Raw genomic sequence first — 19584 nt, 5'->3', positions numbered from 1 at the left:
TTTGGTTCAGACGCCCTGTTCGGCCTGGCGCCGGCCGGCGCGACGTGACACCGCGTTCTCGGTGGCGCCGGTGATGGCGGCCACCAGTTCTTCATTCGACGAATCGGGATAGAAGACACCGTTGTTGCGGCCGAGCCGCAGCACCACGATCCGGTCCGCCACGGCGCGAACGTCCTCCATGTTGTGGCTGATCATGATGACCGCGTGGCCGCGGTCGCGTACCCGCTCGATCAGGTTCAGCACCTCGGCGGTTTGCGCCACGCCGAGCGCCGCCGTCGGTTCGTCGAGCATGATCAGCTTCGGGTCGAGCAGCAGCGAGCGGGCGATCGCCACGGTCTGGCGCTGGCCGCCCGACAGCGACGCGACCACGTCGCGCACGCTCGGGATGCGGGCCGACAGCTCGTTCAGAAGCGTCCAGGCCTTCACCTCCATGGCGACCTCGTCGAGACGCAGCGGATTCAGCTCGCGCCCGAGGTAGATGTTCGCGACAACATCGAGGTTTTCGCACAAGGCAAGATCCTGGAACACCGTGGCGATGCCGAGGTCGAGCGCCGCGCCCGGATTGGAAAGCGTGACCGGCTGGCCGCGGAACGTGATCGTGCCGGTGGTGGGTTGATGGACACCGGCGAGCACCTTTACCAGCGTCGATTTTCCGGCACCGTTGTCGCCCACCAGCGCGACGACTTCGCCGGCATGCACGTCAAGCTCGATGTCCGTCAGGGCCGAGACCGCTCCGAAGTTCTTCGAGACGCCGCGCAGGCTCAGCACCAGTTCGCCGGGCCCGGGCCGTGTTGTGGAGTTGTCAGTCATTTGACGGATACCTCGTGATGAGTAAGGAGACCCGGCGCGAGCCGGGTCCCATCCGGGCTTCGCGCCGGATCAGTTCGTGATGCCGAGCTTCTTGCACCCTTCGGCATAGCGGTCGGTGCACAGATCCTTCGAGCTCGCGAAGCCCTTGTCGACCACTTCCGCCTTGAGATTCTTCGCCGTGATGACCGCCGGCTTGAAGAGCTGGGACGGCGTATTGAAGAGCGTCGTTTCACCCTTCGGCGTCTGGCCCGACAGGAAGCCGACGGCCACCTTCGCCGCCGCCGCCGCGACGATCTCGCTCGGCTTCAGGATCGTGTTGTACTCGTCGCCCGCGATGATCAACTGCAATCCCGCGATCGTCGCGTCGTTGCCGGTCACCGGCGGCACCGGGTTCACGCCAGCTGCCTTGAACGCCGCGATGGCTCCGCCGCCCGTGCCGTCGTTGGCGGCCACGACACCGACAATCTGCGAGCCGAAGCGGGTGATCTGACCGCTGACCCATTGCTGGGCTTTCGGCGGTGCCCAGTCCGGTGTGTCGTACTCGGCCAGCGTCTTGTAGCCGCTGCCCTGCAACCCGGCATGGATGCCCTTCTTGATCAGTCCCGCCGCCGCGTCGGTCGGCGAACCGTTGACCTCGAGCACGCCGCCCTTGCTGGTCGGCACGCCCGTTTCCTTCAGGTGCTGGACGAGCGACTGCGCGATGGCGCGGCCGATGTTCTCGTTGTCGAACGACACGTAGTAGTTGGCGGGCGTCGAAGGGACGGGGCGGTCATAGGCAATCACCTTGATACCCTGGCTCTGCGCCATATGGACGAGCGACGCGGCCGCTGTCGAATCCACCGGGTCGAGGACGATCACCTTCGCGCCCTGTGCGATCACCGAGTTGAACTGCTGCTGCTGCATGGCGACGTCGGCATTGGCGTTCTGGTAGAGCACCTTGCAGTCGGGGCAGAGCTTGCTCATTTCGGCCTTGAAGCCGGGGAAGTCGTGCTGTTCGTAGCGCGTCGACGCCTGGTCGGGCATCAGGAAGGCAACCGTGCCACTGGGCGCGGCCATGGCCGCCGTGGCGCTCATCAGGCTGAGGCTCAGCGCGCTGGCGCGGATCAACTGGTTCGAAAGGCTGGTCATCGAGTGTCTCCGTTTTTAGTAAGATTCCGGCGTGGTGCCGCCGTGGTTGAACCGCGGGTGAGGCTTGTTGTTGAACTTCGTTAGTTCGCGTGACGGTGCCTGGAAAAGTGCCAGTCATGCGATTCGATCGCGCTGGCAGCATTGAGCTGCTGACAGGCGCGCCATCGCGAAGGCGACATGTCCTTTTGCAGCAGGAACTGCCGGTTAAAGTTCGAGAGATTATTAAAGCCGACCTGGTAGCAGATATCCGTGATATTCAGTTCGCCCGCCATCAGCAACTGGCACGCCAGATTGATGCGCAGCCGGTTCACATACTGCACGAAGGGCACGCCGGTATGCCGCCGGAAATATCGTGAGAATGCGCTGACACTTTGTCCCGTGAGTTCGGCCAGCTCCACTTCGCGCAACGCCTGCGACAGGTTCTTGCCGATATAGGCAAGCACGTGATTGATGCGGGTCTCGGCATGGCGTGCCGGATCCGCATGATGAGCGGCACTCGCCAGCTTCACCGGCTCCGCGCCTTGCACGAGCAGGTCGAGCAAGGCAAGAAACAGTGTGATGCGCCGCACGCCTTGTGCAGCCAGCATTTCGCGCATGACCGGTTCGGCGGCCGCGCCCGTTTCCGCTGTGAACAGCACGCCCCACGCCGATGCATCGAGTAAGGATTCCACGCGCCTGATCTCCGGGAACACCGCGATGGCGCGTGCGACAAACCCGGCATCGAACTGCAGGATGAGACAGCGTTCATCCACATGCTCGCCTTGCGGCACATTGCTGACCCAGTTGTGCGGCAGGTTCGGTCCTGTCATCACGAGATTGCCGGGCGCGAAGTCGCCGATGTAATCGCCTACGAAGTATTTTCCCGTCGTCGATGTAATGAGCTGGATTTCGTATTCAGGGTGGAAGTGCCAGCGCACCGTGCGATAGGGATAACCATGCGACCACACCTTGAACGACTCATCGTGCGGCACGGCGACTAGTTCCAGATCGGGCTGGACGATCCTGGCGCGACGCGTGTCCGTATGCGCGCTGGCAGCCCGAATGGTGTGCATCTGTCTTCCTCCCGATCCATTTTTTTCGGGCGGTTCGCGTACACCGTATCGCGCTCCGCCATGGATGAAAGTTAGCCCTGTCGCGGAGAGATCACCACTGAAATTACAGCCGCTGACCGATACTTTATTGCATTCGGGTAAATCCTTACGGTCCCGGAAGTCAATTTCCGGTGAGTTGCGATCCGGCGCCAGAACCAGAAGTAAGGGCAGCCGGAAGTAACGACGGATTTAATTTTCGGTGCGTCACATGGGAGTTGAGCGCGTCTGGCGGCCTGTACGGCGACGGAATCCCCACCAGCCCGCGAGCGTGGTGAAACTCACCACCGGGAGCACCATCACCCAGAATCCGTGGCGGTTTTCGAAGGCGTCTGTTCGAAGTCGAACATGACATCGTCGACGACGGTCAGCAACGCATCATGCTAATGCTCGATGCACGAAGGGGCTGTCGCAACCCGTCCACGCAGGTTAATACAGTGAGTAACGGGAATGCGTTTCTATCGGGATGATCGCCTGCGCGGGAACGGCTCGACCTTCGCGCGCGGATTTCAGGTGTTCAACGGCTGTGCGCAGTAGCAGTCGCAGGTCCTGTGTCAGCAGATAGTCGATTGCGTCGGATCGCAAAAGTGGTTCCGTTATGCGGTTGACTTCGTGGGTCACGTAGATCGTGCGGCCCGTCAGGTTGCGTTCGTGCAGCGCCGCCGCCAGTCCTTCGTTTCCACCCGCCACGTTGTAGATGGCATCGAGCTTCCCGTGCTCGTCCAGAAAACGCATGGTTGCTTCATAGGTCGCGGCCCCGGAGTCCGCGCCCTTGATCACCTCCACGAGGTTCACGTTCGGGAACCGATGCCGTAACAGCGAACGAAATCCGATCTCACGATCTTCGTGGCATGTATAAGAAAACGTCGCGACGACCACGGCCACGTCCGGGGAAGTGTGCGTCTGGAGATGTCGTCCAATGAGAAACGCGGCTGACTGTCCGGCCGCCCGGTTATTCACCCCAACATACGTATGACGTGCGTCGGCATCGACGTCGGTGATCAGCGTGACAACCGGCTTGCCTGCGGTCATGCATTCGCGCAGTGCGGCGGTCGTCGTTGCGGTATTCGTGCAGATGATGCCGATGCCGTCGGTCTCCACGGCCGCCTCGCGTACCCGGGCGGCAACTTCGTCGTCGGAAGCGCCGACACATGGCACGACCGCGAGATTTACGCCGGACGCGACAAATTCCGCTTCGAGGTCGGCTGCGGTGCGCGTGAGTTCGTCCGTGAATGCGTCACCTGCCTGGGCCAGCACTCTGAAATCGTAAGCGCTCTGCCTGACGCGAGCCGACGATCGTGCCGGCGAGCCCGAGGCCAGTTGCCTCAACGCCGCTTCAACGGCGCTTCGCGTGCGCGGATGCACGCCGGGCCGATCGTTCAGTGCGCGATCGATGGTTGCCCTGCTGAGCTGTGTGATCTCCATCAGCTGTTTGAGCGTCGGCTTGTCTTTCATGTGCGTCCCCACACTTGCGGGCGGACCAGGGTGTCCGCGTAGCCGTTATTTTGCCTCAAATTGAGGTTATTGAGGTTTTCCGCGTTTCGACATGAAAAATCGTCCTGAAATGCCCTCTGGAATACCCTTTGTGGCTCAGAATGAGGCATATTAGTCTTTGACGTGTGCTCATTAAGAGTCTTAAATTGGCTCAACGATGGCCGATGCTTCATCCGGCTCACCGCTCGGTCAAACATCAAGCACTGAGGTGCAACTCATGTCCGTACAGCAAGGCAGCACGAAAACGATCACCATGGACGACTGGTATAAGTGCCGGCTCGACAGGAAGGTGCTCAAGGAAGTCACGCGGCGCAACGATAAGGACGCGTTGTTGCATCTCAGCGGTTTCATCGCGCTGGTCGTGGCAAGCGGCGTGCTCGCATGGCTGTCGCGCGGCACGCTGTGGTGCGTGCCTGCACTCCTGCTGTACGGGACGATCTATGCGTTCGCCGAAGCGATCGAACACGAGTTGCGCCATCGCACGCCATTCCGGAGTGAATGGTTGAACGAGTCGGTCCATTGGCTCATCTGTTTCATGACGTGGCGCGAACAGGTCTATAGCCGCTGGTCGCATGCCCAGCATCACACGTACACCCATCTGACGGCGACAGTGCCAGCCGACGTCGAACTGGCGGTGACGCGGCCGCCGAACTACCTGAAGCTCGCCACCGATTTCCTGCGCGTCTCACATGGCATTCATCATCTGGGCAACATCGTTCTGCACAGCTTCGGCATCGTGTCGAAGAACGCGAAGGCGGTTGTCCCGCCGATTGAATATCGCGCGATGTGCCGCAACTCGCGCGTGATCCTCGCGCTATACATCGGCGCGATTGCGTGGGCGATCGCCGCGCACAGCTGGCTGCCGGTGGTCTTTTTGCTGCTGCCGCGCGCGTACGGTGCCTGGCTGCACGAACTGCTGGCGATCACGCAGCACACCGGACTGCGTGAGAACGAACTCGATCACCGCTTCTCGACGCGAACCCTCAAGCTGAACCGCTTCCTGCAGTTCCTTTACTGGAACATGAACTATCACGTCGAGCACCACATGTTCCCGAACGTGCCGTTTCATGCGCTGCCGAAACTGCGCAAGGCAATCGAAGCAGATCTGCCGCCCGCATACGACGGTCTCTTCAGCACATGGGGCGAAATCATTCATGTCTTCAGGATGCAGCGACACGATCCCGATTACATGGTGACGCCACACGTTCCGGGAAAAGCGGCTCAGGCCGAAGCAGAACCGGCCGGCGATCAGCCGTTCGTAGCGCAGGCGCGTTAATCGGGGAGACACATCATGAACATTCTTCAATGGCATCACGTTTGCGCATGCGATGACATCGACGAAGAAGACGTCGTCGATTTCGAGCACGACGGCAAGCTGTACGCGATCTATCACACACCGAGCGGTTTTTACGCATCGGCGGGTCTCTGCACGCATGAGACCGCACGGCTCACCGAAGGTCTCGTGTTCGGCGAGGTGATCGAATGTCCGATGCACATGGGGCGCTTTCATATTCCCACCGGTGCGGCGAAAGGCGCGCCCGTTTGCGTGAACCTCGTCACGCACCCCGTCAGGATCGAAGACGGCAAGGTCTATATCGGCCTCGCCGACGAGTGACGCCGCGTCCTTTGTGATGTGGTTCACCTCACAAAGGCAAGGCGGGATGGGCCGGTGCGCGACATCGGCAAGCCAATCATAAAGGAGACAATCATGAAACCATCAATCCACCGGGCGTTTCGCCTGGCTGCCGTAGTATTGGGTCTCGGACTGTGCGCCAGCGCATTCGCCGCGCCTGTCGCCCGTTTCGATTTCATCTCGCATGCGCCGGATTCGGACGCCTGGTGGAACACGGTCAAGAACGGCATCAAGCAGGCCGACACGGATTTCAATGTGGAGACCGATTACCGCAATCCGCCGAACGGCGATATCGCGGACATGGTGCAGCTGGTCAATCAGGCGGCGGCGCGCAACTATGACGGCGTCGTTTCGACGATCGCCGACTACGATCTGCTAAAGAGCGTGTTTCCGAAGCTCAAGGCGAAGAACATCCCGTTCATCACTGCGAATACAGGTACGGAGCAGCAGAGCGCCGACCTGGGTGCGTTGCTGCACGTCGGGCAGCCGGAATATCTGGCAGGCAAGGAGGCCGGACTGCGCGCGAAGGCCGACGGCATCAAGACGTTTCTATGTGTGAACCACTACGCAACGAACCCGTTGTCGTTCCAGCGTTGTCGTGGTTTCGCGGACGCCATCGGTGCGGATATGAAGACGTCGGTACTCGATTCGGGCACGGACCCGACGGGCATCGAAGCGAAGGTAAGCGCATTTCTGCGCACGCATCCGGATACTCAGGCCGTGCTGACGCTCGGCCCGACTTCTGCTGATCCGACGATCCGCGCGGTCACCAAAATGGGCCTTGCCGGCAAGATCTGGTTCGCGACGTTCGACATCGATTCCGATGTGGCGAAGGCGATCAAGGACGGCACGATCAGGTTCTGCACCGACCAGCAACCGTATCTGCAAGGCTATATTCCCATCGCGATGCTGGCGATCATGCACAGGAATCGCAACACGGATGTGCTGCAGGCACGTGCGGAACTGCAGAAGAACCCGAAGTTCATGAAGCGTCTGCAGGACTACGGTCTCAAGCCTGTGTATGAGGCGCGCAATATCAGTTCTGGGCCCGGCTTCATCACGCAGCAGAACATCGGGCAGGTGTCGGCGCTGGCGGGCACGTACCGCTGATATCGCATGAGGATCGTGCACTCCGCGAGAACGGCTGTGTCGGCGCCTGTTTCCTGTTGAGCATGCGGCCAGCCACGCGGAACGCGAGAACCGCCAGATAGCGGACGGCCACCTTCCGGTGGCCGTATACATTGACTGATTCCTTGTCCGCTGGGGCGTCGTTACCGTTAGTACCGAACGGCGCCAGCAACCCATGTAGCAAGTGACATCAGACAGCCTGACGCAGGGTTTTCGCGGCAGCCACCATGTTCGTGAGCGCCGGAATCACTTCTTCCCATGCACGCGTCTTCAGGCCGCAATCCGGATTCACCCACAGGCGTTCCGCGGGAATGCGTTCCGCCGCCTTCTTCATCAACTGAACAATATGATCCAGGCTCGGGATGTTCGGCGAATGGATGTCGTACACGCCGGGGCCGATTTCGTTCGGGTAGTTGAAGTGATCGAACGCATCGAGCAGTTCCATGTCCGAGCGTGACGTTTCGATTGTGATGACGTCCGCGTCCATATCCGCGATCGACGCGATGATGTCGTTGAACTCCGAATAGCACATATGCGTGTGAATCTGCGTTTCGTCCTTCACACCGTTTGCGGTGATACGGAACGATTCCACGGCCCACTGCAGGTATTCGTTCCACTGTGACTTGCGCAGCGGCAGTCCTTCGCGGAGCGCGGCTTCGTCGATCTGGATCACGCGCACACCGGCCTTTTCAAGGTCGAGCACTTCCTCGCGGATGGCCAGCGCCAGCTGGTAGCACGAGGTCGAGCGCGGCTGGTCGTCGCGCACGAACGACCAGTTCAGGATCGTGACCGGTCCGGTCAGCATGCCCTTCATCGGCTTGGCCGTCTGCGATTGTGCGTATTTGATCCACTCGACGGTCATTGCCTTCGGACGGCTGATGTCGCCGAACAGAATGGGCGGCTTCACGCAGCGCGAGCCGTACGACTGCACCCAGCCGAACTGGCTGAACGCGTAGCCGTCAAGCTGCTCGCCGAAGTATTCGACCATGTCGTTGCGTTCCGCTTCGCCATGCACGAGCACGTCGAGACCCAGCGCTTCCTGTTCTTTCACGCTGCGGGTGATTTCGCGCTCCATCGCGGCCTTGTATCCAGCCGCATCGAGTTCACCTGCCTTGAACTGGCTGCGCGCGTGGCGGATTTCTCCCGTCTGCGGGAACGAGCCGATCGTGGTCGTCGGGAAAGCCGGCAGATTGAGGATCGCTGCCTGCTTTTCGGCGCGCTGCGGATACCCGCTCGCACGCTTGCCGAGCGCGGCATCGATGCGTGCGATTGCCGCCTTGACCGCCGGGTTATGTACACGCGGCGACGAACGACGGCTTTCAATTGCAGCAGCGTTCGCAGCGAGCGCACCGGCAACCGACGCACGCCCGTTGTTCAGTGCACCAGCCAGCACAGTCAGTTCATCGAGTTTTTGCAGCGCGAATGCGAGCCACGATTTGATCCCGGCATCAAGCTTCTGCTCGCTGTTCAGATCGACCGGCGTATGCAGCAGCGAGCACGACGGCGCAATCCACAGCCGGTCGCCCAGTGTCTGATGCAGCGGTTCGAGCCACTCCAGCGCCGCGTTCAGGTCGGTCTTCCAGATGTTCCGGCCGTTGATCGCACCAACGGACAATACCGCCGAATCCGGTAGTTGCGCCGCGACCAGGGCGACTTCATCGCGCGCATTGATCGCATCGATATGCAGGCCGTCGACGGGAAGCTGGCATGCAACTTCGAGGTTGTCCTTCAACTGGCCGAAGTAGGTCGCAAGCAGCAGCCGCACCCGGCGCGCCGACAGCGCGTCGTATGCGGTGACAAACGCTTCGCGCCACTTCGCATCGAGCTCGGTGACGAGCACTGGCTCGTCGATCTGCACCCACTCGATGCCTTGCGCCGTGAAGTAGTCGAGCAACGCTGCATACACGGGAAGGATGCGCGGCAGCAGCGCGAGCTTGTCGGAATCGTCTTTCGCCTTGCCAAGCCACAGGTACGACACCGGCCCGATGATGACGGGCTTGGCCTTCACGCCGGCTGCGCTGGCTTCCGCGAGCTGTTCGATGAGGCGCGAGGGGTCGAGCGAGAAGTTCGTTGCCGCATCGAACTCGGGGACGATGTAGTGGTAGTTCGTATCGAACCACTTCGTCATCTCGCCAGCGGCCACGCCGCCGCAACAGGCGCTGTGGTCTTCCGCGCCGTGGGCCGAACGGCCGCGCGCCACGCGGAAATAGTTGTCGAGCCTGTCGCCGTGGAAACCGCGCACCCGCTCCGGCAGGTTGCCGAGCGTGAAGCTCATGTCGAGCACCTGGTCGTAAAACGCAAAGTCGCCGACCGGAGCGAAATCCAGCTTTGCCTGATTCTCCCAGTGGCGTGCGCGAAGTTGCTTGCCGGTCGCCTTCAGTTCATCGCGTGACGATTGACCCTTCCAGTACGTTTCGAGTGCGAACTTCAGTTCGCGTTTTGCGCCGATGCGCGGAAAGCCGAGGTTGTGTGTCGTGACCATTTTTGTACGCCGTCCAGAGGAAATAACCTGGAAGCGATGATAGAATTTTCGAAGTATGAATAAAAATGGATTAATTTCATACATCGATTAATCTACTTCATGGAGTCGCAATGCTCGAACGCAGTCACCTGATGGTTGTCAGGGAAGTGGAGCGCCAGGGCTCACTGACGGCGGCGGCCGAGGTGCTGCACCTCACACAGTCGGCGTTGAGCCATACCGTCAAGAAGCTGGAGCAGCAGCTGGGCACGCCGGTCTGGACGCGCGAAGGGCGATCGATGCGTCTCACGCAGGCAGGTCAATACCTTCTTGGCCTCGCGAACCGGATGCTGCCCCAGTTCGAGCTTGCCGAGGCGCGCGTGAAGCAGTACGCGAACGGCGAGCGTGGCACGTTGCGCATCGGCATGGAGTGCCACCCGTGTTACCAGTGGCTGCTCAAGGTCGTATCGCCGTATCTGGCGCGTTGGCCGGACGTTGATGTCGACGTGAAGCAGCGGTTTCAGTTCGGCGGAATCGGTGCGCTGTTTGGCTATGACATCGACGTGCTGGTCACGCCTGATCCGTTGAAGAAGCCAGGACTGCGCTTCGAGCCGGTATTCGACTATGAACAGGTGCTCGTTGTCGCCGAGGGTCATGCGCTGGCGCACGTGCCTTACGTCACGCCCGAGCAGCTTGGAGCCGAAGTGCTGATCACCTATCCCGTCGAAACAGACAGGCTGGACATCTACAACCAGTTCCTGACGCCGGCCAACGTCGTGCCGAAAAAACACAAGGTCATCGAGACCACCGACATCATGTTGCAGATGGTCGCGAGCGGGCGCGGCGTCGCCGCGTTACCGCGCTGGCTGGCGGAAGAGTATGCGGACTCGATGCCGCTCATGCCGCTGCGGCTCGGCAGGAAGGGCATCTCCAAGCAGATATTTCTGGGCACCCGGGAGTCGGATGAGACCATCGATTATCTGGCGGCTTTCGTCGCGCTCGCTCGCGAATCGGACTGGAGCGGCACACGATTACGCTCCTGACCGGCGTCGTTCGTTGCGATGCAAAAACCTGACAAAGCCTCTGCGGAACTGTACGCTGCCCAATAGACCCGGTTTTACCGACTGCGGCAGTCAGTAACGAAGAAGCTGAGCAGTCCTTCTCCGGCTTCGGGACCATCACGCCCTGCTTGCGCATCGCCTCCCTTTCTTCCAGAGCCTGCCATGCTGATCTTCCGCCAGCTTTTCGATGCCACCTCGTCCACCTATACGTACCTGCTGGGCGACAGCGATAACGGCGAGGCGCTACTGATCGATCCTGTCTACGAGCAGGTGCCGCGCGATCTGGCGTTGCTGCAGGAGTTGGGCCTGCGGCTGCGGGCGACGCTCGACACCCACGTGCACGCCGACCACGTGACGGGCGCCTGGCGTTTGAGCCAGCGCTGCGGCAGCCGTATCGCGCTCGCCGGGGCAGCTGGCGCCATGGGGGTGAATCAGCCGCTGCGCCACGGCGATCGCATTGATTTCGGAAGCCGCTACCTGACCGTGCGTGCTACACCCGGCCATACCAATGGCTGCCTGACCTATGTTCTGGACGACCAGCAGATGGCCTTCACCGGTGACAGCCTGTTGATTCGCGGCTGTGGCCGGACCGATTTCCAGCAGGGGAGTCCGCAGCAGCTGTTCGCCTCGGTGCGCGAGCAGATCCTGACGCTGCCCGACGACTGCCTGCTTTATCCCGCGCACGACTATCGCGGCATTACTGTCACCAGCGTGGTCGAGGAGCGGCGCTTCAACCCGCGCCTGGGCGGCGACGTGGACGTCGGCGACTTCATCGGCCATATGAACAATCTGAATTTGCCTCATCCGAAGCTGATGGCCGTGGCGGTGCCCGCCAACCTGCGCTGCGGCGAGCCGGATCGCGACGCGCTACCGGCGGAGACGCCGGCGTGGGCGCCACTGACGCTGCGCTTCAGCGGAGTATGGGAGATCGAGCCCATGACGCTGCTCGAGTATGCGTCCACGCTACAGATCGTGGATGTGCGTGAAGCGCCGGAATTCATCGATCGTCTGGGCCATCTGTCCGGTGCGCGGTTGATACCGCTGTCGCAGTTGATGGACCGGCTCGATGAACTGGACCGCGAACGGCCAGTGGTGGCGGTGTGCCGCTCGGGAGTGCGCTCGGCCCAGGCCAGCGTGTTGTTGTCGCGGTCGGGTTTTGGCAAGGTGGCGAACCTTGCCGGCGGCATGTTGCGCTGGAAGACGGAGGCGCTGCCGGTGGCGTCGGGCAGCGTCTGACGGTTTGCGGTGCATGTATGGCACCGGCGGAAGTTGGGCGGCCGGTCGATGTATTCAGCGTCGTGTCGATTTCCAGTGGTTTCATTCGTCGAGGAGTAAGAGGCCCGCTGAATGCGGCCGTCTATCTCTATCCTGGGAGACGCTTCATGACGCTGAAACTCTACTACCACCCGTTTTCGTCCTGTTGCCAGAAGGCACTGGTCGCGCTGTACGAAAATGCCGTCCCGTTCGAATCGCACATACTCGCCGGTCCGGACAGCCCGGCGTTTCGCGAACTGGCTGAACGCTGGTCCATGAAGCGCTTTCCGGTGCTCGTGGATGGCGAACGCACCGTCATCGAGGCGAGTTGCATCATCGAATACGTGGGCCTGTACGCGCCTGGCCCAGTGTGCCTGATTCCCGGGGACCCGCGTGCCGCACTTGAGGTGCGAACGATGGACCGCTTCTTCGACAACTATGTCTCGACGCCCCAGCAAAAGATCGTGGCTGATTCGCTTCGACCCGAAGATGCCCGTGATCCCTACGGCGTGCTGGAAGCACGGAACATGCTCGATACGGCTTATACCTGGCTCGACAAGGTGATGTCGCACCGCGAATGGGCAGCCGGCGAGCATTTCAGTCTTGCCGATTGCGGTGCCGCGCCCTTCCTGTTCTATGCAGACTGGACACATCCCATCGGCAATGCTCATCCCAACGTGACGGCCTATCGTCGACGGCTGCTGGAGCGGCCATCGTTTGCGCGGGCAGTGGATGAAGCGCGGCCGTACCGCAAGCTCTTTCCGCTGGGCGCTCCTGATCGCGACTGACCGGTGCGGTGGGAACCGCTTTCAACGGCCCGGTGTGCCATTCAACTTCGGCATCTGTCACGGCTTCGACTGTCGACGCGTATCGGGCATACCGGCGCGAAGGCGCGGCGGTATGCCTCGCGTCAGCCGGGATTGTCCGCGGCCGAGATCAGGGCGAGCGCCGCGGGCAGGAGCGGCTGCGCCGCCCCTTTTGCAAGCTGTCCGTAGACGTAGGCGCCGTCGACAAGAAGTGCGATCTGGCTGGCGAGACTATCGGGCCTGGCAATGCCGATTTGCCGCACCAGCGCACCGAGACGGCGGCGCAATTCGGCCTTGTGTCTGAGGGCCACCACCCGCGCGGGATGATCCGGCGCCGGAAACTCCGTTGCCACGTTGAGAAATGGACAGCCGCGGTATTTCGGCGTGGCGATGTCGCGAGCGATCCACTGAAGATGAGCTTTGAGCTCATCTCTGGGGGCGTTCCGGTGGCGCGTCGCAGTCTTGTCCCAGGCGACCCAATAATTCGTGTCATCCCGCTCGAGCACCGCTGCAACGAGCTCGTCCTTGGTCGTGAAGTGCCGGTAAAGACTGGTCTTCGCAACCCCTGACCGCTCGACGACGAGATCGACGCCGACGGCTCTGACACCTTCCTGGTAGAACAGATCGGCTGCTGTATCGAGTATGCGTTCCCGAACGCTGGTGGAACTGGCGGTTCCGGCTTCTTTTGCTGTGGCGAGTGTGCCTCTGCTCATGGCAAGTCCTCCTGAGAGACGTCATGTTCCGGCTTGCCGGTTACTGTACCAGATCTGTCTTGACACGCTACAGATCTGTACTCTATTCTTCGAAAAACATACAGGTCTGTAGCGTTTCGAAATAGGGAAGCCGCTGTCCCGCAGTTCGAAGAAAAACCATGACAACTGGAGTTTTGCGATGACATTAAACCGAACCGTCGCCGTCTTCGGCGCCTACGGCCATACCGGCCGCTTCGTGGTGTCTGAGCTGGTCAGGCGTGGCTGGAGACCGGTCATGTCTGGACGCGATGCCAGCAAGCTGAATGCCTTCGGAGCAGCTTATCCCGAGCTGGACATTCGACCCGCGTCGACAGATGACCCGGATTCGCTCGACCGCGCGCTTGCGGGTGCGGCCGCGGTCATCAATTGCGCGGGCCCATTCGCCAGAACCTCTGCGCCCGTGATCGAAGCCGCGCTGCGTGCGCGGATTCCTTATCTGGACGTCGCGGCGGAGATCGAGGCCAATCTGGATACGTTCGAGCAATACGCCGACCGGGCGCGCGATGCGGGCATCGTGATTGTGCCTGCGATGGCGTTCTTTGGCGGCCTGGGCGATCTCCTCGCCACGGCGGCGATGGGCGACTGGGTAGCCGCTGACGAAATCTGCATTGCTTATGGGCTCAGCAGCTGGCGGCCGACACACGGCACACGGGTTACCGGTCAGGTTTCGAGGCAGCGCAGAGACGGGCGACGCATCGTTTTTACAAAAGGGCAGATGGCATTCCGCACGGACGCCGCACCGCTGGCCGAATGGACGTTCCCTGCACCGCTCGGAAGGCAGCCGGTCGTCGGAGAATTCACGATGGCGGACACGGTGACGATTTCGCGCCATCTGAGGACGCCCGAGATCCGCTCGTACATGACGGCCGGGGCAGTCAAGGATCTGTCGGACCCGAACCCGTCGCTGCCGGCCGCGGTCGACGGAAGCGGACGCTCCGCGCAGACCTTTCTGGTCGAGGTGGTCGTGCGTTCGGGAGACAACGAACGCCGCGCGGCGGCAAGCGGGCAGGACATCTACGCGATCAGCGCACCGCTCGTGGTCGAAGCGGCTACGCGTGTCGTCAGTGGGCTGGTTCACGGAACGGGCGTCATCACCGCAGGCGAGGCCTTTGACGCACGTGACTTTCTGGAATCGCTCGGTCAGCAGCATCTGTCACTGGAGATGCCGTGAAGTCCGGATCTGTCTTCAGGAGCCTCGACTACGGCTCCGATACGCGGTTGCATGGTTCACCGCGTCTCCTTGAGATCCAGACCCAGGCAGCCACGCTATTAATTGAACGGTAGCGAGTCGAACCGGCTACTGGCTGTCGCCCGGGCCGTACTCATCCGCTATCCGCAACAGCACGCTGGTGACCACCCGGTCGCATTGAGATCCGCCAAACTCGAACAGGTCGCGCTCGGCGAGATCGATTTCCCGCGCCAGTGATTCACGCAGGAGGCTCTTCGCGCGGAAATGCCGGCTGCGCACCGTTGCCTCCGGGATGTCGAGACACTGCGCGGTTTCCTCGACACTCATTTCCTCGATTGAACGCAGCACGAAGACGACCCGGAAGGCATCCGGCAGTGCGTCCAGCTTGCGTTCGAGTAACGCACGCATTTCGGCACGTGCTACCGCGTGGTCTGGAGAATCGGAATCGTGTGCGGTCATTGCGTCAACTGCATCTTGATGAGTGCTCAAATCCACCATCGGAATCACGTTTTGACGCCGCGCCTCCCGGCGCAGGCGGCCAAAACATTCATTGAGTACCAGCCGGGACAACCAGGTGAAAAGCGCCGAGTCGCCGCGGAACTTGCCGATCGACCGGTAAGCCGACATATACGCTTCCTGCAACGCATCTTCCGCCTCCGCGTCGTTATGCAGCGTGCCGCGCGCCAGACGATACAGGCGCCGGTTGTGCCTGCGCATCAGCAGTTCGAATGCAGATCGGTCCCCCGCGACAATGCGACGGACGATCGACTGATCGTCATCCGCGAGGGGCAGCGGATATGTTCCAGCGTTGTTCGTCATGAAGTTTTCGCCAAACCGCGTTACCCGACGGTGAGTGTGCCATGCATGGTGGGGTGCAGGTTGCACAGATAAGGATAGCTTCCCGGCCGGCGGGCGATGTAGCTCCAGGAGGCGTTCGGCGCGATATTGCCCGAGTCGAACGCCTTCGAGCTTGCGCTCGCCGTGTGAGGAAACAGGTCCTTGTTGACCCACACCACGCGACTCCCGCGATGTACCTTCAACGCGGGCGGATTGAACTGCATCTGCTCGATCACGACAAAGTACGTTTCGGGCGCCGCGGCGGCGCTGGCATGCAGTGCCGCGCCGAGGAGCGCCACCTGAACGCCGGCCAGCACGAAAACGCTCCTGCGCACCTTGCCCCGGCGCATTCCGGCACCGCTGCCCCGGCGATCATCCACCGCTCTTCTCCAGTTCTGCCTGAAGATGCCTGGCGTGTTCGAGATGTGCAACAAACGCCGGCCGCACCTTTACGAGCAGCGCCTTCAGCTCTTCGTTCTGGGCCCCCGGGATCAAGGTCTTGTCGAGCGCGGCCAGCACGTTCTCGTGATAGATCACTTCATGATCGACATACGCGCGGTCAAAACCTCCACCCTTAAGCGTTTTCAGACTGGCAAGGTTTGCATCGCCGCCTTGCTTCAGGCTTTGACTTGTCGGGTTGGCCTCCGGTGTCACGCCCAGCTTGTGCACGAGATCGGTGGCGGCCTGATTGACGCCACTGTGGTCGGTGACCATTCGCTGCGCGAACGCCTTGACGTCCTTCGATCCTGTTTTCGACTCCGCGAGCTTGCCCGCGTCGATATCGACCTGATTCGCGGTCACCACGATGGCCGCGATCTGGGGATCGGTTGGGCCCGCGCTCTGCGCCCAGCCGGAGACGCTGACAAGAGCCAGTGCCCCGAACAGGGCAACGTTATTCAACTTCATGAGGTTTCTCCCGTGCAATGGTTATGTGTCTGGCTGGCCCACGCGGGCCAGATCCGCTTCTACCTGTTCCATGGACTTGGATGTCACGTCGGGAAGCCCTGTTCCCAACCGTGGCTGGAACCCGGATGGGCACCCGGTCGGATTAAAAAACGGACGAATGGAAACGTTGTGTATCGGCGTGACCGGTAGATACATTGCGACACAAACCTCGTCGAGGTCTGGGCTATAAACCGGGTTGCAACAAGCGGGTCACACACCGGTGAACTGCTAAAGCGTTCGCGTCGTCGCGGAACCGGTCATCGGTTAATCACGCTAATCGTGATCAGGATGCGAGGAGGTTTTCGCGGAATCGAATCTTTGCGTGCAGACCAACTCTCAACAGGAGAAACAAACATGTCCGAAGAAATCAACCAGAACCGCCGGCGTCTGTTTGGTATTGCAGCTGCGTCCGTTGCTGCCGCCCAGTTCGGCATGACCGGTTCCGCGCATGCGCAGGGCAGCCAGTCAAAGCAAGCAGGATTGAAAAAGATAAAACCGGGCGCGAACACGTCATTCGATGCGCCGAAGCAGATCGATGCAGGCGTGCTGAACGTTGGGTACGTGGAGGTGGGTCCCGCCAATGGTCCGGCGGTGATCCTTCTGCACGGCTGGCCTTACGACATCCACAGTTACGTCGATGTCGCCCCCTTGCTGGCGGCGTCAGGCTACAGGGTAATCGTCCCGCATTTGCGCGGTTATGGCACGACGCGCATCATTTCGGACGCGACGTTACGCAACGGCCAGCAGGCAGCGCTCGGCGCCGACGTCATCGCGCTCATGGACGCGCTGAAAATCGACAGGGCGATTCTTGCCGGCTACGACTGGGGCGGCCGCACGGCCTGCATTGTCGCGGCGCTCTGGCCGCAGCGCTGCAAGGCGCTCGTTGCCGTGAGCGGATATCTGATCGGCAGTCAGGAAGCCAATAGAATGCCGCTGCCGCCAAAGGCCGAGTACGCGTGGTGGTATCAGTATTACTTCGCTACCGAACGCGGCCGCGCAGGCTACGAAAAGAATCGGCGCGAGTTTGCCCGGCTTGTCTGGCAGACCGCTTCACCGAAATGGGCGTTCGACGATGCAACGTTCGAACGCAGTGCCGTGTCGTTCGACAATCCGGATCATGTGGACATCGTGATCAGTAATTATCGCTGGCGCCTGGGGCTCGTCGCGGGCGAGCCGCAATACGACGCGCTGGAAAAGCGGCTGGCCAGCAGCCCGTTCATCACAGTCCCCACGATCACGCTCGAAGGGGATGCCAACGGTGCACCGCATCCGGAAGCGGCGTCCTACGCGAACAGATTTTCCGGCAAATACGCGCACCGGGTAATCACCGGCGACATCGGCCATAACCTGCCCCAGGAAGCGCCACAGGCGTTTGCTGACGCAGTCATCGAGGTAGCGGCTTACTGATCGAGCGCAGGCGTCCGGCACAGGCGGAGCGTGCCCGTGCCGCCGCATGCATGCGCATGCGGCGTCGGACACCATGCGCCGGTCCGTCTTTACAGATAACTGCAGACGTAGTCGAGCGTTTCGATCACATCGATATCGAAACGACTCTTGCCGGGCACGGAGAAGGACTCGCCCGCGCCATACGTCTTCCACTCGTCACTGCCATCGAGGCGGATGCGGCACTGGCCGGCCTGCACCTCCATGAGTTCCGGCGCGTCGGTGCCGAAGTTGAGCGTGCCGGGCAGGATCACGCCGAGCGTCTTGCGCGTGCCGTCGCTAAAGAGCACGGTGTGCGAGACACACTTGCCATCGAAGTAGACGTTGGCTCGTTTGATAATGGAAACCTGATCGAATTGCGTTGTGGCCGTCATGGCGGTCTTCCTCTGGGTCATCGTGAATGGATGCGTTGACGCCGCGTCGCGGCAGCGGGCGGTGCGCGATCAGCGCGGGTTTTCGGACGGGCGCAAGCTCGCCATCATACAGACGCCCGACGGTGTGCACGACGTTGCCGTCGCGACGCCAGACGATCAGTCGACCCGGCACCAACGACCAGAATCCGGGCACACAGTGGCCTGTTCGCCGTTCAGCAAGACCTGCTCTGCATCCGGTTGCAATGAGGTCGAAGGGGCGATGTCGAAGGCAACCTTCAGCGCATGTCCAACATCGGGATCTTCGATGGGCAGCTCCCAGGTCAGGAATATCTGGATCCAGTCCTGGTCCGGCACGAAGTCGTCGACATTAAATCCGCTGCTACCGCGCCGGATGACGCCATGAGGCTGGCCAGTATCGAATATCACAGCCGTTCCCCGGGTCAGAGGAATGCGGTGACCCAAAGAGGGAAAATGCAGGTCCAGCCCTCTGTCTTCGCTCAGGAAGAGATTGCAAAAGGCCGCACCGCCATATTGCGCGGCGTCATGGTGGTATCTCGCACCGCGGCAGGCCATGAGGCCGACGTCACTGGAGGCCAGCACCGAAGGCAGTCCAGACGCGCGTGTCCAGTCAGACACGGCCTGCACGCAGCGTGTGTAGTCCGGCCAGCGCACCCGCGCACGCGCCAGGGGCATGACCTCGACGTCACCGGGTTCCAGGACCATGCGCGACGATATCTCCCTTTGCCAGTCCGCAAGCAGACGAGCAGGGGGCACAGGCACGTCGACCGTGCCTGACAGCACGACGTCGCTCACGCGTCGACCGCGGATGACGTCGCCACTCCAGAACCAGGTGGTCAGCATGTCTGGCACTCGATGCAGTTGAGGGGGCTCATCTGCATCATTGTAACGATTCCAGCGAAGCGCTTCGGCGCGACCCGACCCCAGGCGGACACCGCCTGAGCGTCATGCAAGGTTAAGGCGTTATCCAACGCCTTTCCGCATGCGCCGCAGGCGATATGCGGGTCAGAAGCGGTGGCGTATACCGACGCGGAATGCCGCCTGATCGTCGGCGCCCGTGCCTGATGGGCCAAAGAAACTCGTGCTCGAACCGATCTGTGCCTGCACGTCGCCGGTTGCCGCGTTGTGACCCGACGCCTGCTGGTAGATGCCGAGCACGTACACGT

Annotated in this window: 19 protein-coding genes and 1 pseudogene; 8 read left to right on the top strand and 12 right to left on the bottom strand. The window is 61.5% G+C overall.

Annotated features, from left to right (window positions below):
- Window positions 1–6: 6 nt before the first annotated feature.
- From LPA34_RS22245 to LPA34_RS22230, 4 genes are all read right to left on the bottom strand, one after another.
- A complete protein-coding gene (locus tag LPA34_RS22245) occupies window positions 7–810 on the bottom strand; it encodes an ATP-binding cassette domain-containing protein (protein WP_228982306.1) in 804 nt (267 codons plus the stop codon).
- A 69-nt stretch (window positions 811–879) separates the two neighbouring features.
- Entirely contained in the window at window positions 880–1938 is a 1059-nt protein-coding gene (locus LPA34_RS22240; RefSeq protein ID WP_228982304.1) for an ABC transporter substrate-binding protein, read from the bottom strand.
- Window positions 1939–2018: 80 nt separating this feature from the next.
- Window positions 2019–2990 (bottom strand): AraC family transcriptional regulator, encoded by a 972-nt coding sequence (locus LPA34_RS22235; RefSeq protein WP_228982302.1) that lies wholly within the window; start codon window positions 2988–2990, stop codon window positions 2019–2021.
- 465 nt (window positions 2991–3455) lie between these two features.
- On the bottom strand, window positions 3456–4481 hold the full coding sequence (locus LPA34_RS22230; RefSeq protein ID WP_228982299.1) for a substrate-binding domain-containing protein: 1026 nt from the start codon (window positions 4479–4481) through the stop codon (window positions 3456–3458).
- Window positions 4482–4737: 256 nt separating this feature from the next.
- On the opposite strand from LPA34_RS22230, the gene LPA34_RS22225 reads away from it, so the two are divergent.
- From LPA34_RS22225 to LPA34_RS22215, 3 genes are all read left to right on the top strand, one after another.
- Window positions 4738–5796: a fatty acid desaturase gene (locus LPA34_RS22225; RefSeq protein ID WP_228982298.1), complete on the top strand. Its 1059-nt coding sequence runs from the start codon at window positions 4738–4740 to the stop codon at window positions 5794–5796.
- Between the two features lie 15 nt (window positions 5797–5811).
- Window positions 5812–6135 carry a non-heme iron oxygenase ferredoxin subunit gene (locus LPA34_RS22220; RefSeq protein ID WP_228982295.1) on the top strand — a complete coding sequence of 108 codons (324 nt, stop codon included), beginning with the start codon at window positions 5812–5814 and terminating at the stop codon, window positions 6133–6135.
- 93 nt (window positions 6136–6228) lie between these two features.
- Window positions 6229–7263 carry a sugar ABC transporter substrate-binding protein gene (locus LPA34_RS22215; RefSeq protein ID WP_228982293.1) on the top strand — a complete coding sequence of 345 codons (1035 nt, stop codon included), beginning with the start codon at window positions 6229–6231 and terminating at the stop codon, window positions 7261–7263.
- A 208-nt stretch (window positions 7264–7471) separates the two neighbouring features.
- Here LPA34_RS22215 and metE read toward each other — a convergent pair whose 3' ends face one another.
- A complete protein-coding gene (metE, locus tag LPA34_RS22210; RefSeq protein WP_228982291.1) occupies window positions 7472–9763 on the bottom strand; it encodes a 5-methyltetrahydropteroyltriglutamate--homocysteine S-methyltransferase in 2292 nt (763 codons plus the stop codon).
- A 110-nt stretch (window positions 9764–9873) separates the two neighbouring features.
- Between metE and LPA34_RS22205 the strand changes: the two genes are divergently transcribed.
- The 3 genes from LPA34_RS22205 (at window position 9874) to LPA34_RS22195 (ending at window position 12842) form a co-directional block, all read left to right on the top strand.
- Window positions 9874–10782, top strand: coding sequence for a LysR substrate-binding domain-containing protein (locus LPA34_RS22205; protein WP_228982289.1), 909 nt, complete (start codon window positions 9874–9876; stop codon window positions 10780–10782).
- Window positions 10783–10965: 183 nt separating this feature from the next.
- Complete coding sequence (locus tag LPA34_RS22200) at window positions 10966–12036, top strand: MBL fold metallo-hydrolase (protein WP_228982403.1); 1071 nt, start codon at window positions 10966–10968, stop codon at window positions 12034–12036.
- A gap of 146 nt (window positions 12037–12182) precedes the next feature.
- Window positions 12183–12842 (top strand): glutathione S-transferase family protein, encoded by a 660-nt coding sequence (locus tag LPA34_RS22195; protein ID WP_228982286.1) that lies wholly within the window; start codon window positions 12183–12185, stop codon window positions 12840–12842.
- A gap of 122 nt (window positions 12843–12964) precedes the next feature.
- Here the strand turns inward: LPA34_RS22195 and LPA34_RS22190 are convergent, their stop codons facing one another.
- Window positions 12965–13573, bottom strand: coding sequence for a TetR/AcrR family transcriptional regulator (locus LPA34_RS22190; protein ID WP_228982284.1), 609 nt, complete (start codon window positions 13571–13573; stop codon window positions 12965–12967).
- 178 nt (window positions 13574–13751) lie between these two features.
- Here LPA34_RS22190 and LPA34_RS22185 point away from each other — a divergent pair, with 178 nt between their 5' ends.
- Window positions 13752–14783 carry a saccharopine dehydrogenase family protein gene (locus LPA34_RS22185; protein ID WP_228982278.1) on the top strand — a complete coding sequence of 344 codons (1032 nt, stop codon included), beginning with the start codon at window positions 13752–13754 and terminating at the stop codon, window positions 14781–14783.
- A 126-nt stretch (window positions 14784–14909) separates the two neighbouring features.
- Here LPA34_RS22185 and LPA34_RS22180 read toward each other — a convergent pair whose 3' ends face one another.
- From LPA34_RS22180 to LPA34_RS22170, 3 genes are read right to left on the bottom strand one after another with little or no spacing between them, the layout of a single operon-like run.
- A complete protein-coding gene (locus LPA34_RS22180) occupies window positions 14910–15620 on the bottom strand; it encodes an RNA polymerase sigma factor (RefSeq protein WP_228982276.1) in 711 nt (236 codons plus the stop codon).
- 20 nt (window positions 15621–15640) lie between these two features.
- Complete coding sequence (locus LPA34_RS22175) at window positions 15641–15988, bottom strand: cupredoxin domain-containing protein (RefSeq protein ID WP_228982402.1); 348 nt, start codon at window positions 15986–15988, stop codon at window positions 15641–15643.
- Between the two features lie 22 nt (window positions 15989–16010).
- Entirely contained in the window at window positions 16011–16544 is a 534-nt protein-coding gene (locus LPA34_RS22170) for a DUF4142 domain-containing protein (protein ID WP_228982274.1), read from the bottom strand.
- Between the two features lie 393 nt (window positions 16545–16937).
- Here LPA34_RS22170 and LPA34_RS22165 point away from each other — a divergent pair, with 393 nt between their 5' ends.
- Window positions 16938–17990 (top strand): alpha/beta fold hydrolase, encoded by a 1053-nt coding sequence (locus LPA34_RS22165; protein WP_228982273.1) that lies wholly within the window; start codon window positions 16938–16940, stop codon window positions 17988–17990.
- Between the two features lie 89 nt (window positions 17991–18079).
- Here the strand turns inward: LPA34_RS22165 and ppnP are convergent, their stop codons facing one another.
- The 3 genes and pseudogenes from ppnP to LPA34_RS22150 form a co-directional block, all read right to left on the bottom strand.
- On the bottom strand, window positions 18080–18400 hold the full coding sequence (gene ppnP / locus LPA34_RS22160; protein WP_228982271.1) for a pyrimidine/purine nucleoside phosphorylase: 321 nt from the start codon (window positions 18398–18400) through the stop codon (window positions 18080–18082).
- Window positions 18401–18556: 156 nt separating this feature from the next.
- Complete coding sequence (locus LPA34_RS22155) at window positions 18557–19261, bottom strand: hypothetical protein (RefSeq protein WP_228982269.1); 705 nt, start codon at window positions 19259–19261, stop codon at window positions 18557–18559.
- Between the two features lie 162 nt (window positions 19262–19423).
- Window positions 19424–19584 (bottom strand): annotated as a pseudogene (locus LPA34_RS22150) (porin); the annotation flags it as partial.

The sequence above is a fragment of the Paraburkholderia gardini genome (assembly GCF_907164575.1).
Classification (GTDB): Bacteria; Pseudomonadota; Gammaproteobacteria; order Burkholderiales; family Burkholderiaceae; genus Paraburkholderia; species Paraburkholderia gardini.
Note: the sequence above shows the minus strand (reverse complement) of the source record. Positions and strands in the feature narration are given on the sequence as shown.